This is a genomic window from Burkholderia sp. AU33803 (genome assembly GCF_002223095.1).
Lineage (GTDB): Bacteria > Pseudomonadota > Gammaproteobacteria > Burkholderiales > Burkholderiaceae > Burkholderia.
Window position 1 is genome coordinate 1,085,136 of the sequence record NZ_NKFJ01000005.1, and the last position, 25,659, is coordinate 1,110,794.

The following is a 25,659-nucleotide window of genomic DNA, read 5'->3' on the forward strand; positions in this document are numbered from 1 at the left end:
GGCCGCACCGGTCGCGCAGCGGCCGGCTGCCTGTCGCCCGGCGCAAGACCGGGTGTTTCCGCCTACCTGCCCGGGGAATTCCATGGAAGGCATCCTGATCCAGCACACGACACGCCGTCAGCTCTGGTTCGGCGCACTGACGGCGCTCGTCATCGTGCTCGCGCTCGGGATCGCCGCGCCGCACGCGAACGTCGAGCTGCCGGCCGTCGAGCCGTTCATGCCGATGTGCGCGCTCACCGTGTTCACCACCGCGAGCATCGCGGCGTTCTTTCTCGGAGCTCAGTTCACCGTGACGCGCCAGCCGGTGCTCGGCGCGCTCGGCGGCGCCTACGCGTTTACCGCGCTCGCTGTCGCATTGCAGCTGCTCACCTTTCCCGGCGTGTTCGCGCCGCACGGGTTATTCGGCGCGCAACCGCAAAGCGCCGCGTGGATGTGGATCTTCTGGCATGCCGGCTTCCCGGGATTCGTGATGGTCGCGCTACTCGCGCGCGAGCGGCTGGCGCGCGCCCCGATCGGCGCGCAGCAGACACGCTGGTGGACGGTCGTGCTGATCGGCGGGCCGGCGGTCGTCGCCGGGCTGCTGTGCCTGTTCGCGCTGAACGTGTCGCTGCCGCCCGCGTTTCATCCGCCCGGCGACGCGGCCCTGCTGCCCGTCAACGCTGTCGCGCTGATCGTATGGCTGCTCAATGCGCTGGCGCTCGTTGCCGTGCTGGCCACCGGCCGGCTGCGTACGACGCTTGACCTGTGGCTCGCGATCGCGGTGCTCGCATGCCTCACCGACACGACGCTGAACCTGATGAGCACCCATCGCTTCACGGTCGGCTGGTATCTCGCGCGCGTGTTCAGCATGTTCACGCCGGGCGTGCTCGTATGCGTGCTCGCGTGGGAAGTGACGATGCTGTACCAGCGGCTGTTCGAGGCGCACGCGACACTGATCCGTTCGTCCGCGCGTGACGGCCTGACGGGCGCATTCAACCGCATGCACTTCAACGATCATTTCCACACGCTGTTCCTGCAGGCGCGACGGCAAGGCGAACCGCTGTCGTTGCTGATGGTCGACGTCGATCGCTTCAAGGCGTACAACGACGCGTTCGGCCACGTGAAGGGCGACGCGTGCCTGATCGCGGTCGCGAATGCGCTGGCCGGCGCAGTGCGGCGGCCAGCAGACATGGTCGCGCGTTACGGTGGCGAGGAGTTCGCGATCGTGCTGCCGAACACGGGCGCGCGCGGTGCGCGGCTGGTCGCCGAGGAAGCGCGCGAAGCGGTGCTGCGGCTCGATCTCGCGATGCCGACCGCACCCGCCGGACGCGTGAGCGTGAGCGTCGGCTGCGCGACGGTGTCGCCCGACGATCTGTCGACACCCGATGCGTTGATCGAAGCCGCCGATGCCGCGCTGTATCGTGCGAAGGATACGGGGCGAAACAGGGTCGTCACCGCCTGAAAACGTCTGCGGTTTCAGGGATTCTTCGGGGATTTGTTACGGTCATTGTGACCGGAATAATCCGCCGTTACGGATTGCGGAGCAGGGAAACGATCGCTTACAGCCGGTGTCGCGGGCGCTCGCTATGCTGGGTTTCATATTGAACCCATGCAGGTGAACGCGATGAAGAAGACCCTTTTGCTGATTGCCGGCGTCGCCGTGCTGTTGAGCGGCTGTATCGTGGTGCCGGATGGTGGCGGGTATTACGGTGGCGGCGGCTACTACCACCATCATCATCGGGACTGGGATTGATGCCGTGAAGCGCGGCACGCTTCGGCAGACGGATGGCTGAAGCGTCGTCGCGAGCGGGCGATTCGCCTGCATCGACGGCCGTGCCGTCCGATGCAGGATCGACACTCTTAACCGCAACATGATCAGGCCGGGCGGGTCAACCTGGCGTGCATCAGAAATACCTGCAGCGCAGCGAGCGTTTCGTAGTGCAGACGTTCGAGCCGCGCATCCTTTTTCGCTTCCGCGACCAGATTGCCTCGCCCATCCCGCTTGTATGGCTCGCCCAGTAGCTCGGCCATGTCGAACTGATAGTAGGTACGGTCGCCATACGGCCGCTTGCCGTCGATGTAGGGCATCGGCCAGAAATCCCCTTCGCCCAGCACATCCTCGATCGCATCCGAATCGACCGTCCTCCAGTTGGCGCCCCTCAGCACGGCCAGATGCGCGGCGCGAAACTGGAAACGGCCCGACGTGTCGACACCGCTTTCCTTGAACGCGAACAGTTTGCGCAGCGCCGGCGGGATCGTGTATTGCCCCGGTGCAAGCGAGCCGGCCTTCGCCACGAACTGCGGCACGAGCTGACCCAGTTCGGCCAGCGTGCGAATGGCGAGCGCCTCGTCGTCGGTTTTGAGTGCCGCCTTGGCCAGCGCGATCGGCGGCCCTTCGCCGATCAGCGGCTGCGACGGATCGATACCGGGCGCACCGGATTCGACGGGCACCCACATCACGCGAAGCCGGTTCATCAGCGCGACGTGACGCGCGGCCAGGTCGGGACGTGCCGCACCCTCGGCGAAGACAGCGCGGATGATCGCGTTGCGGTCGATCGATCGCGGCGGGGTGGGCGCACCCGATGCCGCGCGGGCAGCCAGTCCCGGCAGCATGGGAAGGGTGGCAAGGAAATGGCGGCGAGACAGGGGCATGGTTGGCGGTCGTGCGAGAAAGCAGGATCGGTCGGCTTGCTACGACGCTCGGCACCGCACGTTGCCCGATGGCGATCGCGCGGCGCGGATGCACTCGCCAGGCAAGCGCGACCGCGTCGGGTGTCGGCTCGTTCGGCCCGGCGCAATGTCGCATCCGGTGCGATGGCGAGCCCTCTGGCAAGACTGTCAGGCGGCGACGGACGAGACTTCCGCCGAAGGAGACAGATTCCGGACGACGAGCCGCTCGACCTCGGCTCGTGCCGCCGCGATTTTCGCGTCGGCCGCGACAATGCGCTTCTGGTGGCGGTAGCGCGCGAAGAGAATCGAACCGAGGATCACGAGGACGAAGACGACATTGGTCACGGCCGTCGTATCGTCTGCGAACCTGCCAGCCGCGGTACCGATGATCGCGCCGCCCATCGCGCCGAACACGGCAGCGAATATGCCATCGCCAATCCAGCTCTTCGACGGATATTTGAGCTGGGCGAGATTGAGTGCGGAAACGGCATCCACGACGCCCACCACCTCGCCACGCACGGCCCGGAGTTGTGCCTCGATGACGTCCACCAGGTGTCGGACGCGGTCTTTATCCGATGCGGTGAGAACGCCAGCGTTGTAGTAGGCCAGCAGGATGCGCTCCAGTTCGTTCCATTCGACATCCAGATCGGTCGAAATCAGGCCTTTTTCTTTTAGATAGTCCCACCCGACGTTGGCATCGTTGAGCTCAATATAAGCGCCGTGCGATGCGCAACACTCGAAGACTGCCAACGCCCGACGTAACGCGAGATCCACGGCGAAGCGGTCATTCGCTCGCGAGTGCTGGTTTTTCGTCAGGTCGACGGTCGAGTTGCCGGATGACTCGCGGCGCTTTCCGAATCCGAATCCCATACATGCCCTCTCTTTGTTTTGACGCCGGGATTTGTTATGTCGAGATTGCCCGGCCGGACGATTTTACGACAGGCCGGGTGAGGCGAACGGGAGAGCGATCGTGATCGGATGTTTCGGTTAAAAACGAATGACGCGCCGCGCGGGATGCGTCGAACTTCACATGCCCACGCGTCAATACAAAACCTAGCAATTTCGCCAGACTCCATATACGACAAGGCCCCGCCAAGTTGACAGGGCCTTTGTGTACCGTAGTGTGTACCTTAAACAATTTTCGTAAGAGCGACAGAGCGTACCTTCTCGACTACACTCGCCTCAGAACAATTCACACCAACGAAGCCGGGGACCCTATGACTGCAGTCGAAGCAGCTCAAATGTTAAAGGAATGGGCCATTTATGAGGGCCTTATTAGGGGAGAGCGTCCCGACCCCGACTATGTCCCTCCCCCGGAGGTGCTTGAGTTCTCAGATCGAACGGCTACGATTCTGCGCCCTCGGGAAGTCACATTCGTGGGCGTGAACGAGCACGAAAACCAAATCATCGTATTCACGCGCCGTGCAGCCCCTGCCAGCAAGGCTCAATTGGAAGCCCTCCCAGACGAATTAGGTGGCGCTCAAATTGTCTATCGCCAAGGCGCGGCCGAGACCATCGATATCAATCCGGTGCTGCCTCATACATCTCCGCCATACGTTGTACGTACATCAGTCGCCGGAAATGGACTTTACACGTGTGGCAGTTCCATCTCCGTTGGCAATTTCCGAGACGCTGGCACATTCGGTGCAATCGTGCGGGATCAAGCAGGTGACCTTTTCGGCCTCTCAAATAACCACGTCACCGGAAGTTGTAGCCATTCCGATGTCGGGCTCCCCATCCTTGCGCCAGGGGTCTACGACGTGGCGGCCGGCAACATTGACCCATTTACGATCGGTTATCACCACGCTTCTCTGCAGATGGTCACCGGCACCCCTGGTAATGTTCCAGCCACGGCCAATACCGATGCAGCGCTCTTCAGATTGCGGGACAACTTGGCCATCACATCATTCCAAGGGAACTCATACGACACGCCGACGGCCATAAGTGCCCCAACATCAGGCATGACCGTCGAGAAGGTTGGCAGAACCACGGGATCAACAATCGGGCGCGTACTTTGCCAAGTGACGGGCTTCCAAACCATCACCTACAATGCGCCTCTGTACGGTTTCCAAGGCACCGTCTACTACAATTGTCTTTATACGGTCATAGGACATGGCGCCCTCTTTTCTGACAATGGCGATTCAGGGTCGTTAGTTACGACCGTTGATCCTGCGACCGGTATGAGGAAGGCTGTGGGACTGGTCGTCGGCGGCATCCAAGACAACAAAGCCCCTGGCGGGAAACTTACATTTATCTTGCCGATCGAACCAATTTTGACCGGATTCAATGTGACCCTTGTGGGAGCACATAACGTCTAGAAATGACACCGCAGGATGCAGCCAGAGCTCTTCTGGGATCTATCAGAGTTCCACCGGGAGCCGTGTCGATCATGGCATGGCCCGGTGAGACCCGCCCGTATCTGAGGGTCTTTGTCGATCCACTGTACCATCGTACGGCGAACATTCCCGACACCTTCGAAGGGTACGACGTTGTGGTCGAAAGTCGGCAGGCAGGTCAAGCCCAATGGCATTAAGCAGCGCTCGTAACGTCAGATTGGCGAGTCAACGTACGCGCCGCCGGTAGCACCTAATCACCATCACTGCCCCCTTCGCTTCTCTCTCCGTGCGAATGACCGCAGCCATTCAAGCTACCTAGTTGCACGCATCCCACTCATGCCGGTCTACGATGCAGGAGCCAATTGGATAGTCTTCGTCAAGCTATTGCCATCCCGGATGATTGATACCTGGACAAGTTCACCGGCATGGGAGCGAGCAAGTCGCTGGAAATCCTCAATACTTCGAACGGGCTCGCCAGCAATTGCCATCAGGTAGTCCCCCTTGAAGATGTCGGCCTTGTACGCTGGCGACCCGATCACCACTGCCCGGATAACCATTCCGGAGTTTGTGCCGATCTGCTTGTGCTGTTCGGCACTCAGCGGCGCCACGTTGGCGCCGAAAATGGGCGGTTTCATCTTGACCCAGTAGCCAGCATAGTAGTCAGCCCGGTGAATCGTCACAGGAACGTAGGTCGTCGTCGTCCCATAGGTTGTCGTTGTTCCGAATCCGTTCATATGCGTCGTCCCGTATGCCGGATTGAAAGCCGTCCCGCCGAACGATGAGTAGGAAGTAGAAGAATTGGGTGTCACCATCGGCATGGCGACGGTATCTGAGCCTGCGTCCCCTTCCGCCAGCACGACTGTATCGGCGCCGATCGCTTTGGCTTGAGACACGGCGTTTGACTCTGCGAGTCGGCTACGCGGCCCTTGAAAACTCGACTCTCCTACTAGCGCATATCCGTTCTCTGCGAGTAAATCGCTTTCACCCCGCACGTTCCCGGTCACAATCACCTTCGGCTCAACTTCGGCTCGAGCACCCACTCCGGCGACAACCTGCTCCCGGGTCATCCCGTGGTAGTACTGCGTGAAGCCGTTTGCACATCCAGACAGCACGGCAGCACACGCCAGAGGCGCTACAAGCGTTCTTTTCATTGCGTTCCCCATTGATCGGGAGGTTGTCTTGATCGCAACCCCTCCGGCCAAATCATTACCCAACCTAAGTCCAGTGCGCAACAGCAACCCGTAAGGCTCAGCGCCGACCGCGGCTCGGCGCTGTTTTAGATGCCTAGCTCGCGCAGCGACTTCGCTAACCAGCTCACATCTATAAACTGCCCATCGGGAAACACCCCGCGAATCATCATGCCGGCAAGCGCGGACATCACGCCGTGTTCATTTCGCCACTGGAGAAACACTGGCCCGCCGCTAACTCCATCGAGCGTTCGATCTGGAGCAGCAGACCCAGGAAACCTGACGCGCCATGTATGCGGGAAATCCCCCGGGCCACCGAACCTTCCTTGATATCTGGCCCCCTGCACCATCACGCCGCCATTGTCGTAGTCAACTGATGTCGCGGTGCCTTCTCGTGGAAAGCCGAGCACAATTGCTTCACCCGGCCTATTGTTCCCGAGTATCGCGAACGACTCTGCGAACCAATCCCCTTTCGGGGGCAACTTTGCCGCTCGCGAACGCAGGCATTTCTCAGCCCGAGCGTCCGCTACTGAAACACGCAAAATTGCGATATCAAGATCCCCGCCGAGAAAAAAGGCGTCGCTTCCCGGATCGGCCGTTGGGATTGCATACGCGTCAAATCGAACCCAATCGCGTGACGTCAGAAGACCACGAGCAGGACGCCAAAACCCATGGTATGGGATGGCCAAGCGCCTGATCACTTCGTCGTAGTCAGCACCAGGTGCCCCAAGGCAATGTCGCGAAGTTACGAAGGCGACGCGATTGTCTCTACGCACAAAGAAACCAGTGCCATGTATTCCCGGAAGTGGCTGCTTTCCGCCATCTATCCACGAGACCATAGCGTCTGCGCAATCTGGCACCCCAGAATGCCAGAATTTGGCACGATCCCGCATCTCTCCTCCTGTGTCGAATCGATGTTCTCGTTGCCTATACATCGGCAACTATCGAAACTATCTGAAGTCGCCGTAGTGCATAGGGTCCCGAAGATACGCATGAATCTCGCTGTTCTTCCATACCGTACACCGTGGCGACAATTGAATCGGCTGCGGCGCCCTGCCAGAAAGACAAAGCTTGCGCCACGTCTCACGGCATACGCCCACGAACGGCGCGATTTGCCTCCAGCGCGAGTGGCCAACCTCTGGCAGCGTGTCGACGTGCTTATGCATGCGCCACCTCCGCACCGGCCAACGCCTCGCGCCCATAGACGCGCTCCACCCACGTCCCGCGCCCATCCCCGTGGCCGAGCCACGTTGACACACCAGCGGCCGCTTCCCGACGCGATACGCCGGCTGCTTTCTGCCGCTCCAGGTGTTCGGTCGCATACGCATATCGGAGGCTATGCGGCGCGCGTTCGTCGGTCATACCGACCTTGCGCACGACATAGTGGTAACGCTCCATCGCCCGCTTCAGATCGTGCTTGCGAACCAGCTTGCCGCCATTCTCGTTCGACAGTCCAATCGCACGCTCCACAAGCTCCGCGGCGCGCTGCCGATCCAATGGCGGGCTCCGTCGCGTCTTGCCTCCTTTCGTCCCGTGGATGATGGTCACGAAGCCATCCCCGATCGGGCTCGATAACGCGCGCCGCCAGTCAGCGAGCGATTTGATGCTTTGCACCGCCTCCCTCGCACGCAACCCAAGTTCGAGTTGCAGCTCGAGCACGACCGCAATGCCCGGCTCGATCGCGGCAACAGCAGCACGATACGGTTCCAGCTCGTCGCGCGTCATTGGCCGCTTCGTGCCGGCGCGGCTTGCGCCCGATAGCCCGAGGGCCGCATTGCTCATCTTGTCGGCAAACGGCCGGCGACCAATTCCTTCGAGCGCCGTTCGGATGTGCGTCATGTTGTTGATTGCCGTCCGCTTCGAGCGCCCTCGCGCCTTCATGTCGTCCGACCAGGCTATCAGATGCTTCTCTTTGAGCTGGCCAGTCGTGTGAACCTGAAAGCCCATATCCCACAGAAACCGAGCGAAACGCGCGAGCGACTTCTCCCGACCTTTGGAGGTCGAGTTTGCCTGTTTGCCACGCGCCCCGCGCGCAGCACGGCACAGGTCGGCCGTGAGAGATTTGTGCGACATGCGTACCCCGCATCCATGACGTGAGGCTCGACCCCCAGTTGTCTCCCTGTCCGCTGGACGGGGCTGCGAGAAAGCAGCCGGGAGACAACAAACGGGGGCACGAGCCTCGGCCTGGTGAGATTGGGAGCGTTCTACGCCAGCAAGCTGGCGCAGCCCGGCACGCATCAACCCGATGAGGGTCGGCACGCGGCGGGAGGACGCTTCCCCCGTTTGATCCGTGTTTTGGCTTTGCGACCGATCGGGGGCGCCAATGCCCCGACCGCGCGAATTGATGCGTACCGAGCGAGTCGACACGAGGTTCCAGGCGCCGAGGCCAAGCACGCCGCCAATCGTCACGAGAACGATTGAGACGGACGCAGCAAGGCACGGCGTTAGCGCTGGGGAGCGCACGTCACGGATTGATTGCCGCGGGAGCGGCATACGGGGATTGCACATCGCGCCTTTCGCAGGAAGCAAAAGGCGATGGAGGGCTTCACCTAGCGGCGAAGCAGTCACGGCCCATCAGGAAACGATGGACGGATTTTGGGCGTAGGCCCTACTCAGTGAATTCGGTGATCGAGTCACCGTGCCCGCAGAGCGAGCTTTCCAAACAATTGCCGATCAGTTTCGGCGCACTTCAGTCGATGCCTTACCCAGGCGGGGTGTGAAGCAAGATTAGCGACGCCTGCACCGCTTGGCAACAGTTTTTCGACGGTCCCCGTCTCGCGCTGAAGAATGGCGGTCACGTTTACAGAGTGACGCACGCAACGTTTTCGGATGCGCGTCGCTTTACCCGCCGATTCGCAAAGTGACGCCACGGTCGACGACGAAATTGCACGTTGCAGTTTCAACACAGTGTGGCTCGCGGCGACCGCGACTTCCCCCCGCTCGCGCTGGCCCCATCGCTTTCGAAGACAGCCACTGGGCACCGGGGGAGCGTGTACTCTCTAGGAGCCCCCTCTTCTTGGAGCACAACCATGTTCTACCGGAACATCAACGGTTACGACGTCTATCTCTATGTCGAAGTGAAGAACCACGGGTTCGCCGGCACGAACGGCCGACCGGAGATCTTCGGCTTTCGAATCACGGCTGTTCCGACGGGATTGCCGGAAAACTCACTCGAGGCGCAGCGGAAAACGTGCGAGCCAGAGGAAGGTTACCGGCGACACGATCTCGCCCTTGCCATTGCCGAGGAGGTTGCCGTTCAGTTCGCATTGTCGTTACCGCAGGTGGGGCGGTAACCTGCACTATTCCGGTCGCCATCCAGCAACGCCAAAACGTCCTCTTCGATCCATTCCAAGCGGGTGTTGATCGTATAGATGCCGACGAACAGACCACGTGTGCCGTAGCCGCGCGGCGCCGGGTATGGGTACGTCAACAGCATCCCACGATGGAGCCGCACCTGGCGCGTGCCGAGGATCTGTAGCTTGATGTAGATGCGCTCGGCCAAGACGCGAGCGCGCTGGCTCGGCGCACCGAGAGAGAGCGTGCTGTGGATGCGGGAGTTCATGGCGAGACATCCCGTGCGTGGGATGGAGCGGTCCTCAATGGGCCTCCTGCGGTTCGCAATAGTACGGCAATCAGCGTGGCTGTCCCGCCTCAAGGGTTTCGGATGCAGCATCCGGGCCGAACTCCGCGAGCGCAGCAAGAGATGCGACGTCCAGCGCAAATCGCTGCTGCTCCGCATTTTCAGCACCTTCGTTTGCGCTCACCGCCAAATCTCGCAGGTCGGAAGCAATGACGCGTCTTTGCTCGTCGGTCAGTGCGTAGCAAATCGCTTCGAGCACCGCCGACACCAGCAGAAAAGGATCATTGTCCATCGAATAGGATTGTCGGCTCACGGCGACCTCACATCAGAATTGTTTCGGGGGCGTACCGACCCATCAGGGCACCTAGGAATTGGTCGAGCTCCGAAATCAGCACTGTGGTGTGCACCGGGACGTCGGTTGCCGACTCGACAAAGCAGATCCATACCGCGACGTGGTCCCACTTTTCCAGGAATATGCTCGCGACAACGCCGGGGCCGATCGGGAGATCGCAAACAAACAGGTTCATCGCCGCCTGTTCCACGGTCGGCCGATCGATGCGTCCGAGCTTATCCATGGACGTCCGATCCATTCAGTACCAGTTGCACGGGTGCGTTCGGGTCACCTTTGATGGTCAGCGGCAACACCTTGCCGACCAGCGAGAGAAAGGCTGATGCCGTTCGAGGGTCCTTCGCGCGCTCAACGAGATATTCGACCCCGCCCGCCTCTTCAAGCGCCTGCCGGATCATTTCCTTGACCTCGACGGTCATCTTGTTCGGCACACCCTTCTTGCGTCCGGGCCCAGGTGTACCGTCCCCTACGACGCGTTTATTGCCAGTTTGTTTAACAGGGGAAGTCATTTTTAGCGTGCCCTCGGATCGTGTGATTCCCGGGAGTACCAGCGGCTGACGAAGCCCTGGCACAGCCCGAGATTCGTGAAGCGCAGTGCGCGCTCCGGCCGCCTCTCATCGAACTCTTCCGGGTAGAGCGTGATGACGTAGGCGTCGCCGCGATTGCGCACGTTCAGCAAAGCCCCCTTGGACCAATCGGCGGGCGGCTGGATGCCATCCTCCTTAGCCTCGTCTGCATTGCCGCTGACGTCAGCAATAAACGCGCTTCCGCGCGGCGCTTTCGGCTTCTCGCTACGTTCCGTCATGTCTTCTCCTAAAGACTGCGGCGAGGTAAGTGGATCGTCCATTACTGGAGGCCTCCGGTATTGCTAAGTTGGTGCAGGTTCGCGGCCTTCTGCATCAGCGCCTTGAACTGCGGCGAGTTTTTTCCACCCAGCGCATTCACGATCGAATTGACAGTCGCCGTATCGCCGCCCTTCGCCGCGTTGTACATCTCGAAGATGCGCGGATCGAAGTTGGCACCCCATGCCTGGTCAAATTGGCGCTTCGCGAAGACGCCGGCGGACGGGTTCGCGGAGATCGCGCGTTCGAGGCCAGGCTGATAGGCCTGCAGACCAGACGTCAACGAATCATTGAGGCGCGTGATCTGCTTGATGGCGTCCTTCGTATAGGCCAGGCTGCCATTCGCCTTGATTTGTGCTTCGAGGCCCGCATTCGTCGACGGGCCCATCGATTGGGCCGCTTGCAGCGCCGAGCGTTCAAGGCCTTTTCCAACCATGTCGTATGCGGTCGCACCGTCAACATCGGGGCCGATGTTGAGTCCCATCGACGTAGCGATATTGCGGACTGTCTGACCCACAGGACCCGTTGCCGGTACGTTGTCGATGTTGCTTAGGACGATCCGATTGTTCTCGTGTTGCAGGCCGGCATTCGAGTATGCCGAACGCGCGGCATCACGTTCAGCGGACAGCACCGGCAGCGCTTCCTTGTCGCCAGGCTGCGGCACATACACCCCTTGCGTCGGCGCATTCGTGATGCCGACAACCTGACCTTGCCCATTCTTCGTTGTAACTTGGGGGCCACCGGTGAGCTGATTTTGCGTAACAGTTTGACGCTCGCCGAGCGGAATGCCCTGAGCGGTTTCCGGACCTATCGCCCCCATGGGGACCGCTGAATAGGGGTTGACCTGAACCGATTGAGCACCGCCCCCCGGGCCTGTAATCTGAACTGTTGCCGGTGCCTGCTCCTGCGCAGTTGTATTGGCTGGCTGGAACTGCATCGCAAGGTGCTGCAGCGCGCTATCGCGCTGCGCCTGCGGCATGTTTGGCGACGCACTACTGATCAGCGATTGCGCGCGCGCAACTGCCGGAGTCGCATCGGGGTTCTGTTTCGCATATGCGCCCAAGGCGTCATTGAGCTCTGCTGGAGTTTGTTGCGTCCCGATCGCCGATCGAACAATGCCCGAGATATCATTTCGATAGTTCTGACCTAGACCGCGCACGGAATCATTCAACGCGACGCGATCGCTCAGCGATTTGATGATCGACTGTTGAACGCCTTGCCCCGTCAGCGGCATATATTTGTTCGCGAAATTCGCCATCGCAACGGGATCGATCTGGCCGTCAGCGTTCTTGAGCGAGTTGCCGTCAGGATCTTTTCCGCTCATCATCGCCTGCTGCAATGTCTGGCGCTCTCCCATTTGTTGTTGGGCTTGCTGCGCCTCGCCTGCGCCGACCTGAAGCTTTTGCTGCTGTCCCTGCAGCTTCATCAGATTGGAAAGCGTCTGCATCCCCTGATTCGGATCGGGGGCCTGGATGTTTGCCGCGACGGGCGCGCCGAAATCTGGAGGCATGAGTTATCTCCCTGAGATGAAGTAAATCGAACTACCGACCGCTGCTTGGCAGCCAACCTGACCGAGAATCGTCTCGTTCATCGTTTCCACTCCTGCTTCCATGCACCGGAAGCGAGATCCAGATGCCGGCCTGGCGCGTTCGGATCGTCCCTAAGCTGCTGACTCGCTTTATCGAACCAGAGCCGCGTCGGCCCTTCCCAAGCGAAATGACGCTGCTTCTCGCAGAGCAGAAGCACATCGGGCACGCGACGCAGTTCATCGAGCTTGGCGGCTCGCTTCACCTCGTCCTGAAGCTGGCGCGCCGCCTGAACGCTGTTCTCCTTGTGCTTGTTGCGATGGACGATCAGCACGTTGTCGACCAAGTCCGTGATCTCGCCAGCACCCTTGATATCGAACTTGTCCGGCGCGGACTTTTCGGTGTCGCCTTTGCGGATGTGGTGAACAAGGTGGATATGCACACCGGTATCTCGCGCCAGCACGCACAGCGAATCGACGAAACGCGCCTGCGCGGCGTAGTCGTCCGGTGCCATGCCGCATTTCATGAGGCTGTCGATCACCATGTGATCGATGCCCAATTCCTTGCGGCAGTACCGCGTGACCGCGACCATTCGGTCTCTTGTCGTCGCACCGCGGTGGGCATACAGCCAGAGACGCGCATCAGTCCAGCGATGGAACTTCGTGATGTAGTCGATCGAAGGCGACGCACCACCAGCCGACTGTGCGCACATCCGGCTCATGGTTGCCTGCATCGGCATCTCGAGCGACGCGATACACGCACGGCGGCCACGCGCCATCGCATCCAGCACCACGTACCCGAGTGCCCCGGACTTGCCATGTCCGTTCACGCCGGCCCATAACGTCACCTCGCCCGGGCGAAACTTCAGGTTGTCGCCCAGAGAGGACCACGGCGACGGATCGCCGGCTACTTCTTCGGCGCCGTGGAACATACGAATAACGTCGTCCATGAACTCAGATGCCGGGCGCACGTCAGCGCGGCCGTCGTCCATATCGTTGACGTAGGCGTTCCAATCGATCGAATCGGGGATCGTGCGTGCCATCAGGTCATCTCCAAGGTTTTCAGGTGGTTTTCCGCGGCGAGCTGCGCGACGAGCTCGCACGCTTGGTCGTAGGGATTCGGCAGCGTGTCGCCGAGGGCATCGACTAGGCGGCGCGCCAACGTGTGCGATGCCGGCCAGCATATGGGCGCGATGGGCATCGGGAACCAGTCGAAGAGCGCGAAGTCCTCGCCCGGCACCGCACGCCGCTCGCCGCAATGCACGCGTGGGCCTTCGCGGAAAGAGAGCGTCAACGTATCGGGTACCGCGGCCGCGATGTCGGCCAGCGTGCGCAGGAGATCGCTCCACGGCACGTCGGCAGATGCGAACACCTCGACATCGAGCGCGACAATTGGACGCCAGTCGTACGGCTGGCCTGCGCTGGCCGAAAGCGTCACGTTGTCGAAGCGCTGGGGCTCTGCGAGCGTCACGAGGACCGGCAGTTCCGGCACCCGACCGGCTCGGCGCATGGACACGAGCGCGGCACCGTTGGAGGGATAGCGATGGCTCATGACACGGGCGCCCAAGGGTCGAAGGCTTGGCCGTTTGCCGCACCAGCACCAAGCGGCAACTCGTCTTCCCAGCGACGTTGATTGAGGTATGTCAGGGGCGCAGGCTCGTAGCCGTCCAGCCATTGCCGCGTCGCTTTCATCGCCACCACGTGTCCGATTACCTGCTCGGCGATAGCATCCAGACAAGCCCCGCGCCACTTCTCCCGACACTTGGCCTTCGCCACCTTCCGGCCCGTGGACGGCCATGCATCCCAGAAGCGACCGAACTCGGATGAGCCATTGGGGGATGCCGAGTCACCGCGAGGTGACGATATGTTTTTTATTGAAGATGAAGATGAAGATGAAGAGCCGTCACCAAAGGGGGGCTTTGGTGAAGCTTCGGTGCTATCACCCAAGGGGGGCTTTGGTGCGCCCTTTGGTGCACTGTCGTCGCCCTCACTTTGGAAGCGCGAGGATTCGCCACGAACCGAACGCACATACTCGTCCTTGACCATGCGCGACGAGTACCAGATCGGCCCGTCTTGCTCGGCAACCAGCGTCACCGGCTCGCCGTCACGTCGGCCGGATCGCGGCACGTAAATGCACGCGGTGCACGTCAACCCCGTGTCGGCGCCCTTCAACACACCCTTGCTGACAATGGCCCTGAGCATCGCGAGCGGTGCGCCGATCGCCTGCGCGATCTCCTTGAGCGGCCAGCGCAGGACCCCGTATTCCTCCGAGTCGTGCAGCAGACACATCACGTCGATCCACACGCCCTTCTCGGCATGGGTGCAGCGTCGCAGGTTGCTATTCGCCTGCCAGTCGCCTGGGTAGAACTGGAACGATGGACGTGTCATCGTAGCAACCCCAAAGCGTGTTCCATACGCTTGATCTGAGCGGCGCTGCGGTGCCGAATTTCCAGGCGCATGAGGTAGCTGCAGCGAGCGCGAAACACCGGCGTACGAGCGGCACACACCAAGCGTCCGAGTGCGTCAATGCGCAACTCACGCGCGTGATCGTCGATAAACTGTCCGAGTGCGGTCGCAGCAGGTGCTGTGGCGCGCGTGGGCCAGCCGTGCAGCCGAACTCCGCCGACGCAGCTCGTGCATGTCGTGAGATCTGTCATTGTGGTGCACCTCATGCGGCCACCTCGCGCAGGAGGCAATAACGCGCCACGCGGTGTTCGCCGCCCTCGGGCGTCGTTTCATGCGACCAGACGGTTGCGATTTCATGGCCGAAGCGTCGCAATTCCATGACGCGCGCTGCCGGGTGCATGACATCGATTACGTGACGCGCGTCGAGAGTCGAGATCGACCCGTGATGCCGCAAGTAGTCGAGCACGCGGTTGCGTTGAGCGGCGGCATCGTTTCCACTAGACTGGGGCTTGAGGATTCTTTTGGCCGCGCTCGTTTGAGGCGCGGCCTTTTGTTTTTGGGCCATGGCGAGCCCCTTACGCAGCAAGTGCGCCGCGCGATTCGGCGATACGTTTCTGCAAATAGGCGTCGAGTTCGTGCTCAACGAAGATGGTGACTCGGGTACTGAGCTTTATGGGCTTCGGGAAGTCGGCTTCACGCTTGGCACGCAGCCACAGCGTACTTACGCCGATGCCGAGCTTCTCGGCGGCCTGGATGGGGCGCAGCCCCTTGATGTTGGTTGCGGACATCGACATTCCCCTGAGAGGTTGTCTCGACACATGCACGGTTGTGCGCGTCGATGTCCGCTATTAGATTTTCACAGCCATCCCCCACCGCAACCGTCCCACCATCCCCCAGTTTGGGGGATGGTTCTTCGGGGGATGGTTCATTCCGTCTCTTTGATATCGCCGTTTTCCCGCAGGCGCTCCCACGCCTTGTCGTGGATGGATTTCGTCCACTTGGGGCCGACGAGTTTGCCTCGCACCTCGGCGGCGACCCACCTCTTTCCATTGACCCGTTTGGGCAAGGCAAGCGGGTTATAACCTAGCTCGTGCAGCACGCGCAGAATCTCTTGCTCCTGATGCCGCTGGACAGGGAGAGGCTTGCTCACGCAAGTGGCCTCCTGCCCGTTGGTGATGCCAGCGCTGGGCGAAGGCATCGGCTCATCAGGCACCACTTCGGCCTGCAATTCTGAGCGTCGCCGCGGCGCAAAGCGAAATGTCACGCGCCAGTCGGGGTGGCCATCCAACCAGCGGTTCACATCGTCCACGTCGACGCAATCCTCGTAGGCACGCAACGTGCGAGGTACTGGTTTGCCGGGCGCGATGAGCGGCTTGGCGTCGGCAAGATTGCGCGGGTTCCGCAACTGCAGATCCTTTTTGCCTATTGCATCGACGAGCGCGTCCGCCCACCACTCAGGCTTTGTCTCTGTATTCTTTGACAGAAAATTGATGATCTCGCGCAGACGGAAGCGCCCAGCGCGACGGCGTAGAAACTCCCACCGAACCTCATCGACCTGCCGCTGATCTCGCGGCTTGGCACGCCAAGTCATCAACTTGATGCCGAGCCCCTCCAACGTCGTTTTTTGACCTTCCATCTGCGCTCCCTGCTCACGCAAAACACCTAATGAGGAGCCGCGCCAACGGAATAGGGTGCTCCGCTTTCGCCCCGTCGGGCTAGGCGCGGCTGTTCGATGGTAATGCGCTTACTGGCAAATGCGCTGCCACTGGTAATGATGCGCGTACGGATTCCACACCTGCCTTGGCTGGCATTTGGTTGTGCAGAGCGGCGGCAATTGCGGCGCCATCAGCGGCTGGATAGACGGCGGTTCAAGCAGGCAGACAGTCGGCGCGCACAACGTCAGCGAAGATGCTGCACATCGCCAGAAGAATCAGCCCTTTATTCAAGGTGTAACCCGCTTGACCGCAAAGCCAGCAGCGATCCAACCCAATGATCCAAGAGCCGCGCAGCCAATTAGGCCGACTAATGCACACAATTCGGCTGCCCCCCAATTGCGTTTGCGAACCGTCGTGGGGCGTCCAGAAAAATACTGCGCGAGTATTCGATTTTCGGCCTCCCCTACTGCTGCGGCGCTCTCAATCTGCTGAACCAGCGAAGGCGTTTGCGCTGCCGCAATATCCGAGTGACTGTTATCGATCCCCTTGCCGTTCGACAAGGTTGTTTGCGCTTCAACCTCGAGATTCTTTCCCGTGTCTGCTTCGTATGCTGCTCGCATTTGCTCGGGAGACATTTGAACCTCATCGCCCATCACATTCGCGGCCGCTCCCGCGAGGAAACCCAGCAGCCAGATTACTGCAAGCGCTTTTATGACGACAGCAATACGCCGAATCCCCTCCATATGCCCTCCTTGGTTCAGTATTTTTCATCGTTCGCCGCGCCTCTGACTTCAAAGCGCCTCATCTGCCAACCGCGGATCTGCACTAGCGCGCGAGCCCATTGGCCGGGCGTGAGTACGCGCCAGCCATCCTCTGGCCGAGGCCACATGCGTCGCACGCGAAAGCTCTCGATATCGTCCCAGTTCGGATTGCAGGGGTTCGTCGTAGGCGCCGGTGTATAGAGGGCAACGTATGCAGGCACATTGGCCAGCCTTGCGAGATGCTGCATTACTCCAGCAGGCTTCTCTTGCCCGATATCCCGTGCGACCTCGACAAGGGCAAGCGGTATCTTTCCGGTGTTGTCGTATTCCGCAAAAAGCACGGAATCGAGATCGACCATCGTCAACGATTCGGCGTGGCTCGCAGACAAGAAACGGCTGATCGACGGTGCGCGGTGCCAAGCGCCATAGGCTCGGTCGCGAATTTCATAGCGCTCGGTTCTCATGAGGCACTCCTTAGCCGATGCGGCGAACGCCGTACCATTCGCCGCCCATTTGGGCTTGCATCCCAAGCGCGACATCCAATGCAGCGGCGTGGCCTGGCAGCGGGTCCCCGGTCACGGACACTTCTGTGCCGTCATCACGGCGAACGCGAACGACCGGAATCCAGCGAACCACTCCGTAGTGCTCATAGTCACGCCAAACAGCAAGGTCGCCGAAGCTCAGATGGCCGTGCTCGGCCGCAAAAGGCAATGCCGCTTCGATACGCTGCCGGCCAAATGCGTCAAGCCTATCTGCTACGGATAGGGCATCCACTAACCCAACCGCCCACGCGCCCCTCGGCATCACCGGGTCGCGAAGCCTCACCATTACATCGTTGTCGGGATTCAAGCCGATGTTGTCGCCAAGCCACTCGAGCTTATCCATGACGTACCTCCGTATAGATGGCGACTTCACCTCGCGATGCTCGCTCAATACTTTCGGCCAGATCTGCGGCAAGCCAGAGCAAACTATCCTTAAGCTGGCCGTTCAAGCTATTGAAAGAGTCGAAGCCTTCGCCGTACATGCTTGTGAGCAACGCATGCAGTTGAGCCGCCTTTGTCCCGATGACACTATCCGGGTGGTCAAGAACATCGATTTTGCTTTTGCAGTTCGGTGAGTCCTGCCCTGTAAAATAAGCATTAGCCATAGTACGGACCTCCTATATAGGCCGTGTTGTGGTCAGGCAGTCTTGGTGCGCCAACACCTTGACTGCCGCTCGCCCGAAACCGTCAGGCAACGGAAGGTCGATTACTTGATTCTGCCTCGCATACCAGGCCGATCGATTGCTGCAACTGGAATGCAAGATCATTTGCCAAGCCCCACATCTGCTCAACGAAACCATAGTCTGCATTCGACTCGGTCATGATGAGGGTCAGGGCGGCCAAATCGTCTGCTGTCGCCTTGGAAAAACTGCGCACTTCGCCAATGTTCGAAAAAGCGCGGCTGCCGCCGCGCGCGGTCACGATGCGCATTTCCGTTTGGGTCGCAGCTCTGTGCGAGGTTGTGGCGGCAGCACCGGCGGTAAAATCAGCATCAGCCATGGTTCAAGCTCCTTCCAGCTTGGTTGTGGTCAGGCGGCGCGAAGTGTTCCAGCACCCGCGCCGCCGCTTCGCCTGATTCCGTCAGGCAACGGTCATGCAATCTATGCGGCCGTGCCACCAAAGCTGCCGATCACGACCTTTCTCTCTCCACCGACCTGGGCCTCGACAAACTCGGCCCATAGCTGGAGGATCTTCCGCCGCTCGTCTGCATACTCGGCCCTGTTGTACACGCCCTTGATGCCCTTGATCGAATGCGCCAGCGCCTTTTCGATCGCGTCCGACGACATGCCCATCTCGTGCAGATGCGTCGACGCAGTCCGGCGGAAGTCGTGCAGGACGAAGTGCTGAACATCGAGACTGAGCGAGCGCACCGCCTGATTGAGCGTGCTCTTGGCGATTGGCTTGTCACCGCGGCCGCGCGTCGACGGGAAAACGTGCTCGTGATTACCGGTCTGCTCGTACAGTTCGCGGAGCATCGCAACGGCCTGCGAGGAGAGGTAGACCCAATGCTCCTTGTCCTTCTTCATCCGGTCGGCAGGAATACGCCAGATGCCCGCGTCGAGGTCGAACTCCGACCACCGCGCCTCGATCAGTTCGGACTTCCGGACCATCGTCAGGATTAGGAGGTGAATCGCCAGCCTGAGCGCGCGGCGAATGTCTGAGGCATAGACGGCGCGCAAAACGGTGCCAATCTCGTCAGGGGAGAGGACTCGCGTGCGGCTGTCCTGGGTGGCGACGAAGCGCGCGACGACGGCATGGGCCGGATTCGTCTGAGCAAGCTGGCGCGCGATCGCGTATTCGAACAGTCGTTTGATGACGTTCCGGGTCGAGAGCGCCATTTTGGGCGCGCCGCGGGCCTTGATCCGGTCACAGATCGCCAGCACGTCGCCAGGCGTCACGTCCGGTAGCGGCTTGTTGCCGATCGCCGGATAGATGTCCTTCTCGAGCGCGCGCTTGATCGTGCGAGCGTACTCGGGCGACATGCCCGCGATCTGGGTTGTGTACCAATCGTCACCGAACTCCCGAACCGTATCGAAGCGCTTCACGGCGCCGCGATCCTTCTTGGCGTCAGCAATAGGGGAAACGCCTTTAGCGACGATCTCGGCGTATCGGCGGGCCTTCTCGCGCGCCTCCTGCAACGTGACCGCGGGGTAGTCCCCGATCGTCACCATCGGCTGTCGTTCGCCGTGCAGTGTATACCGGTAGCGCCAGACCTTCGAACCCGACGTCATGACCTCCAGCACGAGGCCGCCACCGTCCGAGATACGGTAGCGCGCCGCCTTCGGCTTCAGCGCCTTGATGCGGGTGTCATTCAGCGGGACGACGGTTTTCGGCATGGTTGGTACACATCGATTGGGACACAACGTCCGTGTGTACCTAAATGTGTACCATCAAAGTCTGGATGTCAATAGACAACCTTGGGCAACGCTAGGCGACAAATCCTAGCATTCACAAGGGTTTCGGAGGGGTGACTAGACGACCTTGGACAACCTTGGGCGACTGGTTATTTTCCGATACAAAACCTGCTGAAAATCACCCCCAGCAGATCATCCGAAGTGAATTCCCCGGTAATCGCATTGAGCTGTTCCTGCGCGAGTCGCAATTCCTCGGCAAACAGATCGAGCGACTGCGCCCTTTGCTCCGCATGATCCGCTGCCTGCGCGAGATGCTCCTGCGCGGCCCGCAGCGCGATCAGATGCCGCTCGCGCGCAAGATAAACGCCCTCGGCCCCCGCCTGCCACCCTGCAATCCGCAGCAACTCCGCACGCAGCATGTCGATCCCGTCGCCGCGCTTCGCCGACAGATGCACCTCGGTCAGATCGCCCTCCGCCGCCGGATGCTCCACACACGCCGCCACACCGGTCAGATCCGTCTTGTTCAGCACGCGCACCACCGGCACGCCGCCCGGAAACCGCGCGGCGATCACTTCGTCATCCGCCGTCATCCCGGTGCGCGAATCCAGCAGATGCAGCACGACATCCGCCCGCTCGATCTCGCTCCACGTGCGCGCGATGCCGATCCGCTCGACCTCGTCCTCGGTCTCTCTCAACCCGGCCGTATCGATGATGTGCAGCGGAATCCCTTCGACCTGGATCGTCTGCGCGACCTTGTCGCGCGTCGTGCCCGCGATCGGCGTGACGATCGCCAGCTCCGCGCCGGCCAGCGCATTCAGCAACGACGACTTGCCGACGTTCGGCTGCCCCGCTAGCACGACCGACAGCCCTTCACGCAGCAACGCCCCTTGCCGCGCGTCGCCCAGCACGTGCGCGAGCTGCGCGCGGATCTTCGCGAGCTTGCCGCGCGCGTCGGCCGCTTCCAGGAAATCGATCTCTTCTTCCGGAAAATCGAGCGTCGCCTCGACCAGCATCCGCAGCGTGATCACGTCGTCGACGAGCGCATGGATCTGCCGCGAGAACGCGCCGTCGAGCGAACGCCCGGCCGAACGCGCGGCGGCTTCGGTGCTCGCCTCGATCAGGTCGGCGACGGCCTCGGCCTGCGCGAGATCGAGCTTGTCGTTCAGGAACGCGCGCCGCGTGAATTCGCCGGGCTCCGCGAGCCGCAGCCCGAAACCGCGCCCCGCATCCAGGCAACGCTGCAGCAGCAACTGCATCACGATCGGCCCGCCGTGCCCCTGCAGCTCGAGCACGTGCTCGCCGGTGTACGAATGCGGCGCCGGGAAATACAGCGCGATCCCGCGGTCGAGCGGCGCGCCGTGCTCGTCGAGGAACGGCACGTAGCTCGCGTGGCGCGGGGCGAGCTTCTGCCCGCACAACGCGTCGATCAGCGGCAACGCGGCCGCCTCGCCGCCGCGCCCGAACGACACGCGGACGACCCCGATGCCACCCCGGCCGGCAGCGGTGGCAATGGCGACGATCGGATCGGAATCGGTAGCGAGCATGGGAATCGGATAAATGAGATGAATCGGGTGATCAGTGAATATGGTGCGCCCGCACAACACTTCGGGCATCGGAACGCCGGCATTGTAGCGTGCCGGCACACCCGCCACCGGCCGCCGCTCAGGATTCGGACACGCTCGAATTTATCCCACCGGGGATAAGCCAGATATCATCCAGGCGCCATGTCGCAGCCACCATTTCGGACGAGTATGCCTGCTGGAGCGGCCTAACGCTGCGGCCCTTAATTCCAGCACCCACCTCGATCAAGACCGGGATTCGTCTGAACGAGTTATGTTTATCCTGAATGGTTGTCTGGGACACGACGGTGGAATTGCACAATCTCCCCATGCCGACATCCGAAGAAAAAGCCGCGTTCTCGGAACGCCTGAAATTCGCCCTGCGGCGCAGCCCGGAGAAGGTCACCGGTGCGACGGAGCTGGCGAACCGATTCAATCTGCGCCACCGCGGAGCGCAGCCCGTTTCGCCGCAAACCGCGCACAAATGGCTGACGGGCCGCACGATCCCGACGTCGGACAAACTCGTCACGCTCGCCGAATGGCTGCGCGTCGAAGTCCACTGGCTGCATTACGGCCCGTCGCCGAGCGTGATCGAACACCCGACGCCGCAACCGCTGCCACGCGACGAGCGCTATCCGCCGACGCCCGAGACGATCGAACTCGCATCGAAGATCGAAGCGTTGTCGCCGCATCATCGCTACCTCGTGCAGGAACTGGTCGAGCAGTTCTACGGCGACTCGGGTGAAGCGAAGAAGGGTTGAACCCGCGCTACCGGATCCGCATAAAGCAAAAAGCCGCATGGGCGAACCATGCGGCTTTTTTTCGTGCCTCGCGGGGCGAACGCGCCGCCCCGCGTGTGCAACGGGCGTCAGGCCGGTTTCTTCTTGGCCCCGCCGAGCTTGCGCGTGATGTAGTACTGCTGTGCGATCGACAGCACGTTGTTCACGACGTAGTACAGCACGAGGCCGGCCGGGAAGAAGAAGAACATCACCGAGAACGCGATCGGCATGAACTTCATCATCTTCGCCTGGACCGGGTCCGGCGGCGTCGGGTTCAGGCTCGTCTGCACGTACATCGAGACAGCCATCAGCACCGGCAGGATGAAGAACGGATCGCGCTGCGACAGGTCGTGAATCCACAGAACCCACGGCGCGCCGCGCATTTCGACCGATGCGAGCAGCACCCAGTACAGCGAGATGAACACCGGGATCTGGATCACGACCGGCAGGCAGCCGCCGAACGGATTGACCTTCTCGGTCTTGTACAGCTCCATCAGCGCGGCATTCATCTTCTGCGGATCGCTCTTGAAGCGTTCGCGCAGCGCCTGCATGCGCGGCGTGATTTCCTTCATGCGCGCCATCGACTTATAGCTCGCCGCCGACAGCGGGAAGAACACGGCCTTGATCAGGATCGTCAGCAGCACGATCGACCAACCCCAGTTGCCGATGTAGCCGTGGATCTTCTCGAGCAGCCAGAACAGCGGCTTCGCGATGATCGTCACCCAGCCGTAGTCCTTCACGAGTTCCAGGCCCGGCGCGATGCCTTCGAGCATGCGCTCTTCTTCCGGACCGGCGAACAGGCGGGCCTGCACGTCGGCCGACTGGCCCGGCGCGATCGCGGCGACCGGTTGCTTCACGCCGACGCGGTACAGCGTCGGATCGATCTTCTCAGCGTAGATGTCGCGCTTCACGCCCTGCTGCGGAATCCAGGCCGACGCGAAGTAGTGCTGCACCATCGCAACCCAGCCGTTGTCGGCGGAGGTCACGTAGTCGGCCTTGTTCTTGTCGAGGTCGCTGAAGTTGATCTTCTGGAAATGCTTCGCGTCCGTGTAGACCGCCGGCCCGAGGAACGTGTGCGAGAACATCGGCGTTTCGACGGCCGTGTTGTCGCGCACCAGTTCCATGTAGACCGTCGGCGTGACCGGTGCCGTACCGACGTTGTCGATCTTGGTGTCAACGCCGATCACGTAGCTGCCGCGCGTGAACGTGTAGGTCTTCACGACTTTCACGCCACCCTTCACCGGCGACTCGAACGACAGCTTCAGCGCGTTCTGGTCACCCGTCAGCGACGTCGAGCCGGGGTTCAGCTGCGTGTAGACGTCGTTGTGGTTCGGGAAATCGCCGCCGAGCAGGCCCGAGCGTGCGAGATACGTGTGGCCGGCCGTGTGGTCGAACAGCGTGATGTACAGGTCGGGCTGCTTGCCGTCGCCCTGCTTCTTCAGCGTCAGCTTCGCGAGCGTGCCGCCGCGCGTGTCGATTTCGCCGTCATACACGTCGGTCGAGAACTTCACGAGCTGCGCCTGGGCGGCCGGTGCCGTCGTCGACGGTGCGGCGCCGGCTGCGGCGGCAGGCACTTCACCTGCGGTCGTCGTCGCGCCCGTGCCCGATGCACCGCCTGCAGCGGCCGCGGGGGCCGTCTGCGTGGCGCTCGGGAAGAACATCGACGGGCGTCCATGGTCCCGCTGCCAGTTGTCGTACAGCATGACAGCTGACATGAAGAAGATCACCCATAGGACGGTGCGTTTGATATCCATGCGTTGTCTCAGAGTCGATGGGACCGCGCGTCGGCTTCGCCGCGAGCGCGAGTGTCGGAGTTGGGCGGCGGGACGAGGTCGATGCCGCCCGCGGAAAACGGATGGCATCGGCACACGCGCCTGACGGCGAGATACGTGCCGCGCGCGGCGCCATGATACTGGATTGCCTCGCGCGCGTAATCCGAACAGGAAGGATAAAAACGGCAACGGTTGCCGAGCATCGGGCTCACGGCAACCTTGTAGAAGCGCAGCAAGGCGATCAATACCGTTTCCATACCTTGGGCAGCGTCGTACGACGCCGCGTCAAAACCGGCCGGGCAGGCGCGAGCCGCACCGGGCACGGATGCGTCACTCGGACGCGGGCTTCGACGCACGGCGGGCGATCTCCCGGACTGCCCTGTCGAGCAGTTCGCGAATCTCGGCCGCGCACATCGCCGCGAGCGGGGCGGAAGCCGCGCTCGGCAGCGCTTTCTTGTCGAAGCGCGTGTGCTGCCGCAGCAGCAGGTCGTAACCGGCGAATTCGGCCCGGCGCAGGCGAAACTGATCGCGCGCCAGCCGCTTCACGAGGTTACGTGTTACTGCACGCGGCGCATACTTCTTGCCGACGACGAGCCCCAGACGCGCGGGCTGACCGGTCGGCTTGCCGTAAATCACGAAGTGCGCGGAGCGCCGCCAGGGGCGCAAACGAAAAACGGATGAAAATTCATCCGTTTTCAGAAGTCGCGCAGCTTTCGGGAAGGCGGCTTTCGTCTGCGACGGATTCGCACCCGGCTCGACGGCACCTTCCGCAGGACTGCGGACGGCGGACACAGCGCGCAACCTGCCTTAGATGGCGAGGCGCTTGCGGCCCTTCGCGCGGCGAGCGTTGATGACCTTGCGGCCACCTGCCGTCTTCATGCGGACACGGAAGCCATGGGTGCGCTTGCGGCGCGTCACGGACGGTTGGTAAGTACGTTTCATGATGTTCTCACTTGTTCGAGAATGTCGAAATTCAGGGGACCGCGTGCCCTTAACCGGAGGCATTCGGGCGAACGCAATCGCCGGGAATACAGGATTGGTTTTCGCGGAACCCGCTATTTAAACCGTTTTTCCGTTGACGGTCAATACTTTAGGAGTCGATCGCCTGTGCCCGCCCCGAGCGATCCGGCCCCGCGCCTCACACAACCGGCCTGTGGATAACTCGCTCTGTGGCCGCGTTTGGCGGTAGAATCTCGCCTTATCTCCAAGAATCCCGCACGCCGCTTCGGCTCGCGCCTGCCCCTCCAACACTGTGACGCAGGCGTCCGAGGCACGCTCGCACGACCGCTTCGGGCCTTGTTGCACCACCGCGACAAGGGCGCCGGCGAGCCGCGCTGTGCACGCAAAAAACGACAGTTACTTG

33 protein-coding genes are annotated in these 25,659 nt (G+C 61.5%); 5 read left to right on the forward strand and 28 right to left on the reverse strand.

Annotated elements, in window-relative coordinates; translation table 11 throughout:
• Positions 1-82 precede the first annotated feature (82 nt).
• Positions 83-1,441, forward strand: coding sequence for a diguanylate cyclase (locus tag CFB41_RS16930; RefSeq protein WP_089457154.1), 1,359 nt, complete (start codon positions 83-85; stop codon positions 1,439-1,441).
• 162 nt (positions 1,442-1,603) lie between these two features.
• On the forward strand, positions 1,604-1,732 hold the full coding sequence (locus CFB41_RS38625) for a hypothetical protein (protein WP_256941070.1): 129 nt from the start codon (positions 1,604-1,606) through the stop codon (positions 1,730-1,732).
• A 122-nt stretch (positions 1,733-1,854) separates the two neighbouring features.
• Here CFB41_RS38625 and CFB41_RS16935 read toward each other — a convergent pair whose 3' ends face one another.
• A complete protein-coding gene (locus CFB41_RS16935) occupies positions 1,855-2,631 on the reverse strand; it encodes a hypothetical protein (RefSeq protein ID WP_256941062.1) in 777 nt (258 codons plus the stop codon).
• Between the two features lie 186 nt (positions 2,632-2,817).
• On the reverse strand, positions 2,818-3,519 hold the full coding sequence (locus CFB41_RS16940) for a hypothetical protein (RefSeq protein WP_089457156.1): 702 nt from the start codon (positions 3,517-3,519) through the stop codon (positions 2,818-2,820).
• A 347-nt stretch (positions 3,520-3,866) separates the two neighbouring features.
• Between CFB41_RS16940 and CFB41_RS37515 the strand changes: the two genes are divergently transcribed.
• Positions 3,867-4,967 carry a hypothetical protein gene (locus CFB41_RS37515; protein WP_144029939.1) on the forward strand — a complete coding sequence of 367 codons (1,101 nt, stop codon included), beginning with the start codon at positions 3,867-3,869 and terminating at the stop codon, positions 4,965-4,967.
• 362 nt (positions 4,968-5,329) lie between these two features.
• Here CFB41_RS37515 and CFB41_RS16945 read toward each other — a convergent pair whose 3' ends face one another.
• The 3 genes from CFB41_RS16945 to CFB41_RS16955 all read right to left on the reverse strand — a co-directional run bounded on the left by CFB41_RS16945 (position 5,330) and on the right by CFB41_RS16955 (position 8,245).
• The gene (locus tag CFB41_RS16945; protein ID WP_179250061.1) at positions 5,330-6,136 is read right to left on the reverse strand and encodes a PDZ domain-containing protein; all 807 of its coding nucleotides are present in this window, start codon (positions 6,134-6,136) and stop codon (positions 5,330-5,332) included.
• Positions 6,137-6,261: 125 nt separating this feature from the next.
• Positions 6,262-7,107: a trypsin-like peptidase domain-containing protein gene (locus tag CFB41_RS38955; RefSeq protein ID WP_373558622.1), complete on the reverse strand. Its 846-nt coding sequence runs from the start codon at positions 7,105-7,107 to the stop codon at positions 6,262-6,264.
• A gap of 223 nt (positions 7,108-7,330) precedes the next feature.
• Complete coding sequence (locus CFB41_RS16955; RefSeq protein WP_089457159.1) at positions 7,331-8,245, reverse strand: integrase domain-containing protein; 915 nt, start codon at positions 8,243-8,245, stop codon at positions 7,331-7,333.
• Positions 8,246-9,201: 956 nt separating this feature from the next.
• On the opposite strand from CFB41_RS16955, the gene CFB41_RS37520 reads away from it, so the two are divergent.
• On the forward strand, positions 9,202-9,465 hold the full coding sequence (locus tag CFB41_RS37520) for a hypothetical protein (protein WP_105771288.1): 264 nt from the start codon (positions 9,202-9,204) through the stop codon (positions 9,463-9,465).
• On the opposite strand, the gene CFB41_RS16960 is transcribed toward CFB41_RS37520, so the two are convergent.
• From CFB41_RS16960 to mnmE, 19 genes are all read right to left on the reverse strand, one after another.
• Entirely contained in the window at positions 9,429-9,734 is a 306-nt protein-coding gene (locus CFB41_RS16960) for a hypothetical protein (RefSeq protein ID WP_089457160.1), read from the reverse strand. The two genes, CFB41_RS37520 and CFB41_RS16960, sit on opposite strands and share 37 nt — an antisense overlap.
• A 70-nt stretch (positions 9,735-9,804) precedes the next feature.
• On the reverse strand, positions 9,805-10,044 hold the full coding sequence (locus CFB41_RS16965; RefSeq protein ID WP_089457161.1) for a hypothetical protein: 240 nt from the start codon (positions 10,042-10,044) through the stop codon (positions 9,805-9,807).
• A 28-nt stretch (positions 10,045-10,072) separates the two neighbouring features.
• Complete coding sequence (locus CFB41_RS16970) at positions 10,073-10,327, reverse strand: hypothetical protein (protein ID WP_089457162.1); 255 nt, start codon at positions 10,325-10,327, stop codon at positions 10,073-10,075.
• Entirely contained in the window at positions 10,320-10,520 is a 201-nt protein-coding gene (locus tag CFB41_RS16975; RefSeq protein WP_105771287.1) for a hypothetical protein, read from the reverse strand. Before CFB41_RS16975 ends, CFB41_RS16970 begins: the two co-directional genes overlap by 8 nt.
• 92 nt (positions 10,521-10,612) lie before the next feature.
• Complete coding sequence (locus tag CFB41_RS16980; protein ID WP_256941063.1) at positions 10,613-10,948, reverse strand: hypothetical protein; 336 nt, start codon at positions 10,946-10,948, stop codon at positions 10,613-10,615.
• Positions 10,948-12,453: a hypothetical protein gene (locus CFB41_RS37525; protein ID WP_105771306.1), complete on the reverse strand. Its 1,506-nt coding sequence runs from the start codon at positions 12,451-12,453 to the stop codon at positions 10,948-10,950. The genes CFB41_RS16980 and CFB41_RS37525 overlap by 1 nt, the downstream gene beginning before the upstream one ends.
• Before the next feature lie 77 nt (positions 12,454-12,530).
• The gene (locus CFB41_RS16995) at positions 12,531-13,511 is read right to left on the reverse strand and encodes an AAA family ATPase (RefSeq protein WP_089457167.1); all 981 of its coding nucleotides are present in this window, start codon (positions 13,509-13,511) and stop codon (positions 12,531-12,533) included.
• On the reverse strand, positions 13,511-14,020 hold the full coding sequence (locus tag CFB41_RS17000; RefSeq protein WP_089457168.1) for a histidine ammonia-lyase: 510 nt from the start codon (positions 14,018-14,020) through the stop codon (positions 13,511-13,513). Before CFB41_RS17000 ends, CFB41_RS16995 begins: the two co-directional genes overlap by 1 nt.
• Positions 14,017-14,856, reverse strand: coding sequence for a hypothetical protein (locus CFB41_RS38630; protein WP_256941064.1), 840 nt, complete (start codon positions 14,854-14,856; stop codon positions 14,017-14,019). The genes CFB41_RS17000 and CFB41_RS38630 overlap by 4 nt, the downstream gene beginning before the upstream one ends.
• A gap of 280 nt (positions 14,857-15,136) precedes the next feature.
• Complete coding sequence (locus tag CFB41_RS17015) at positions 15,137-15,439, reverse strand: helix-turn-helix domain-containing protein (RefSeq protein WP_089457169.1); 303 nt, start codon at positions 15,437-15,439, stop codon at positions 15,137-15,139.
• Positions 15,440-15,449: 10 nt separating this feature from the next.
• On the reverse strand, positions 15,450-15,662 hold the full coding sequence (locus tag CFB41_RS17020; protein ID WP_089457228.1) for an AlpA family transcriptional regulator: 213 nt from the start codon (positions 15,660-15,662) through the stop codon (positions 15,450-15,452).
• A gap of 137 nt (positions 15,663-15,799) precedes the next feature.
• Positions 15,800-16,510: a hypothetical protein gene (locus CFB41_RS17025; protein WP_105771305.1), complete on the reverse strand. Its 711-nt coding sequence runs from the start codon at positions 16,508-16,510 to the stop codon at positions 15,800-15,802.
• Between the two features lie 306 nt (positions 16,511-16,816).
• Positions 16,817-17,272, reverse strand: coding sequence for a hypothetical protein (locus CFB41_RS37530; RefSeq protein WP_144029941.1), 456 nt, complete (start codon positions 17,270-17,272; stop codon positions 16,817-16,819).
• Positions 17,273-17,286: 14 nt separating this feature from the next.
• On the reverse strand, positions 17,287-17,754 hold the full coding sequence (locus tag CFB41_RS17030) for a hypothetical protein (RefSeq protein WP_089457171.1): 468 nt from the start codon (positions 17,752-17,754) through the stop codon (positions 17,287-17,289).
• 10 nt (positions 17,755-17,764) lie between these two features.
• A complete protein-coding gene (locus tag CFB41_RS17035; protein WP_089457172.1) occupies positions 17,765-18,175 on the reverse strand; it encodes a hypothetical protein in 411 nt (136 codons plus the stop codon).
• Positions 18,168-18,437 (reverse strand): hypothetical protein, encoded by a 270-nt coding sequence (locus tag CFB41_RS37535; protein ID WP_105771304.1) that lies wholly within the window; start codon positions 18,435-18,437, stop codon positions 18,168-18,170. Before CFB41_RS37535 ends, CFB41_RS17035 begins: the two co-directional genes overlap by 8 nt.
• Before the next feature lie 82 nt (positions 18,438-18,519).
• Entirely contained in the window at positions 18,520-18,831 is a 312-nt protein-coding gene (locus CFB41_RS17040) for a hypothetical protein (protein ID WP_105771303.1), read from the reverse strand.
• A 101-nt stretch (positions 18,832-18,932) separates the two neighbouring features.
• Positions 18,933-20,168 carry a tyrosine-type recombinase/integrase gene (locus CFB41_RS17045; protein WP_089457174.1) on the reverse strand — a complete coding sequence of 412 codons (1,236 nt, stop codon included), beginning with the start codon at positions 20,166-20,168 and terminating at the stop codon, positions 18,933-18,935.
• 167 nt (positions 20,169-20,335) lie between these two features.
• Positions 20,336-21,730: a tRNA uridine-5-carboxymethylaminomethyl(34) synthesis GTPase MnmE gene (mnmE, locus tag CFB41_RS17050; RefSeq protein WP_089441305.1), complete on the reverse strand. Its 1,395-nt coding sequence runs from the start codon at positions 21,728-21,730 to the stop codon at positions 20,336-20,338.
• A 344-nt stretch (positions 21,731-22,074) separates the two neighbouring features.
• Between mnmE and CFB41_RS17055 the strand changes: the two genes are divergently transcribed.
• A complete protein-coding gene (locus CFB41_RS17055; RefSeq protein ID WP_089426622.1) occupies positions 22,075-22,506 on the forward strand; it encodes a helix-turn-helix domain-containing protein in 432 nt (143 codons plus the stop codon).
• A gap of 107 nt (positions 22,507-22,613) precedes the next feature.
• Here the strand turns inward: CFB41_RS17055 and yidC are convergent, their stop codons facing one another.
• From yidC to rpmH, 4 genes are all read right to left on the reverse strand, one after another.
• Entirely contained in the window at positions 22,614-24,278 is a 1,665-nt protein-coding gene (gene yidC / locus CFB41_RS17060; protein WP_089457175.1) for a membrane protein insertase YidC, read from the reverse strand.
• 8 nt (positions 24,279-24,286) lie between these two features.
• Positions 24,287-24,553, reverse strand: coding sequence for a membrane protein insertion efficiency factor YidD (gene yidD / locus CFB41_RS17065; protein ID WP_006750110.1), 267 nt, complete (start codon positions 24,551-24,553; stop codon positions 24,287-24,289).
• A gap of 73 nt (positions 24,554-24,626) precedes the next feature.
• Positions 24,627-25,088 (reverse strand): ribonuclease P protein component, encoded by a 462-nt coding sequence (rnpA, locus tag CFB41_RS17070; protein WP_039364627.1) that lies wholly within the window; start codon positions 25,086-25,088, stop codon positions 24,627-24,629.
• A gap of 15 nt (positions 25,089-25,103) precedes the next feature.
• Positions 25,104-25,238 carry a 50S ribosomal protein L34 gene (gene rpmH, locus CFB41_RS17075; protein ID WP_004198824.1) on the reverse strand — a complete coding sequence of 45 codons (135 nt, stop codon included), beginning with the start codon at positions 25,236-25,238 and terminating at the stop codon, positions 25,104-25,106.
• Positions 25,239-25,659 lie beyond the last annotated feature (421 nt).

Excerpts from the sequence above, each read along its gene's own strand:
- CFB41_RS16930 (WP_089457154.1), top strand. The coding sequence starts at position 83 with ATGGAAGGCATCCTGATCCAGCACACGACACGCCGTCAGCTCTGGTTC.
- CFB41_RS38625 (WP_256941070.1), top strand. The coding sequence starts at position 1,604 with ATGAAGAAGACCCTTTTGCTGATTGCCGGCGTCGCCGTGCTGTTGAGC.
- CFB41_RS16935 (WP_256941062.1), bottom strand. The coding sequence starts at position 2,631 with ATGCCCCTGTCTCGCCGCCATTTCCTTGCCACCCTTCCCATGCTGCCG.
- CFB41_RS16940 (WP_089457156.1), bottom strand. The coding sequence starts at position 3,519 with ATGGGATTCGGATTCGGAAAGCGCCGCGAGTCATCCGGCAACTCGACC.
- CFB41_RS37515 (WP_144029939.1), top strand. The coding sequence starts at position 3,867 with ATGACTGCAGTCGAAGCAGCTCAAATGTTAAAGGAATGGGCCATTTAT.
- CFB41_RS16945 (WP_179250061.1), bottom strand. The coding sequence starts at position 6,136 with ATGAAAAGAACGCTTGTAGCGCCTCTGGCGTGTGCTGCCGTGCTGTCT.
- CFB41_RS38955 (WP_373558622.1), bottom strand. The coding sequence starts at position 7,107 with ATGTATAGGCAACGAGAACATCGATTCGACACAGGAGGAGAGATGCGG.
- CFB41_RS16955 (WP_089457159.1), bottom strand. The coding sequence starts at position 8,245 with ATGTCGCACAAATCTCTCACGGCCGACCTGTGCCGTGCTGCGCGCGGG.
- CFB41_RS37520 (WP_105771288.1), top strand. The coding sequence starts at position 9,202 with ATGTTCTACCGGAACATCAACGGTTACGACGTCTATCTCTATGTCGAA.
- CFB41_RS16960 (WP_089457160.1), bottom strand. The coding sequence starts at position 9,734 with ATGAACTCCCGCATCCACAGCACGCTCTCTCTCGGTGCGCCGAGCCAG.
- CFB41_RS16965 (WP_089457161.1), bottom strand. The coding sequence starts at position 10,044 with ATGGACAATGATCCTTTTCTGCTGGTGTCGGCGGTGCTCGAAGCGATT.
- CFB41_RS16970 (WP_089457162.1), bottom strand. The coding sequence starts at position 10,327 with ATGGATAAGCTCGGACGCATCGATCGGCCGACCGTGGAACAGGCGGCG.
- CFB41_RS16975 (WP_105771287.1), bottom strand. The coding sequence starts at position 10,520 with ATGACCGTCGAGGTCAAGGAAATGATCCGGCAGGCGCTTGAAGAGGCG.
- CFB41_RS16980 (WP_256941063.1), bottom strand. The coding sequence starts at position 10,948 with ATGGACGATCCACTTACCTCGCCGCAGTCTTTAGGAGAAGACATGACG.
- CFB41_RS37525 (WP_105771306.1), bottom strand. The coding sequence starts at position 12,453 with ATGCCTCCAGATTTCGGCGCGCCCGTCGCGGCAAACATCCAGGCCCCC.
- CFB41_RS16995 (WP_089457167.1), bottom strand. The coding sequence starts at position 13,511 with ATGGCACGCACGATCCCCGATTCGATCGATTGGAACGCCTACGTCAAC.
- CFB41_RS17000 (WP_089457168.1), bottom strand. The coding sequence starts at position 14,020 with ATGAGCCATCGCTATCCCTCCAACGGTGCCGCGCTCGTGTCCATGCGC.
- CFB41_RS38630 (WP_256941064.1), bottom strand. The coding sequence starts at position 14,856 with ATGACACGTCCATCGTTCCAGTTCTACCCAGGCGACTGGCAGGCGAAT.
- CFB41_RS17015 (WP_089457169.1), bottom strand. The coding sequence starts at position 15,439 with ATGGCCCAAAAACAAAAGGCCGCGCCTCAAACGAGCGCGGCCAAAAGA.
- CFB41_RS17020 (WP_089457228.1), bottom strand. The coding sequence starts at position 15,662 with ATGTCCGCAACCAACATCAAGGGGCTGCGCCCCATCCAGGCCGCCGAG.
- CFB41_RS17025 (WP_105771305.1), bottom strand. The coding sequence starts at position 16,510 with ATGGAAGGTCAAAAAACGACGTTGGAGGGGCTCGGCATCAAGTTGATG.
- CFB41_RS37530 (WP_144029941.1), bottom strand. The coding sequence starts at position 17,272 with ATGGAGGGGATTCGGCGTATTGCTGTCGTCATAAAAGCGCTTGCAGTA.
- CFB41_RS17030 (WP_089457171.1), bottom strand. The coding sequence starts at position 17,754 with ATGAGAACCGAGCGCTATGAAATTCGCGACCGAGCCTATGGCGCTTGG.
- CFB41_RS17035 (WP_089457172.1), bottom strand. The coding sequence starts at position 18,175 with ATGGATAAGCTCGAGTGGCTTGGCGACAACATCGGCTTGAATCCCGAC.
- CFB41_RS37535 (WP_105771304.1), bottom strand. The coding sequence starts at position 18,437 with ATGGCTAATGCTTATTTTACAGGGCAGGACTCACCGAACTGCAAAAGC.
- CFB41_RS17040 (WP_105771303.1), bottom strand. The coding sequence starts at position 18,831 with ATGGCTGATGCTGATTTTACCGCCGGTGCTGCCGCCACAACCTCGCAC.
- CFB41_RS17045 (WP_089457174.1), bottom strand. The coding sequence starts at position 20,168 with ATGCCGAAAACCGTCGTCCCGCTGAATGACACCCGCATCAAGGCGCTG.
- mnmE (WP_089441305.1), bottom strand. The coding sequence starts at position 21,730 with ATGCTCGCTACCGATTCCGATCCGATCGTCGCCATTGCCACCGCTGCC.
- CFB41_RS17055 (WP_089426622.1), top strand. The coding sequence starts at position 22,075 with ATGCCGACATCCGAAGAAAAAGCCGCGTTCTCGGAACGCCTGAAATTC.
- yidC (WP_089457175.1), bottom strand. The coding sequence starts at position 24,278 with ATGGATATCAAACGCACCGTCCTATGGGTGATCTTCTTCATGTCAGCT.
- yidD (WP_006750110.1), bottom strand. The coding sequence starts at position 24,553 with ATGGAAACGGTATTGATCGCCTTGCTGCGCTTCTACAAGGTTGCCGTG.
- rpmH (WP_004198824.1), bottom strand. The coding sequence starts at position 25,238 with ATGAAACGTACTTACCAACCGTCCGTGACGCGCCGCAAGCGCACCCAT.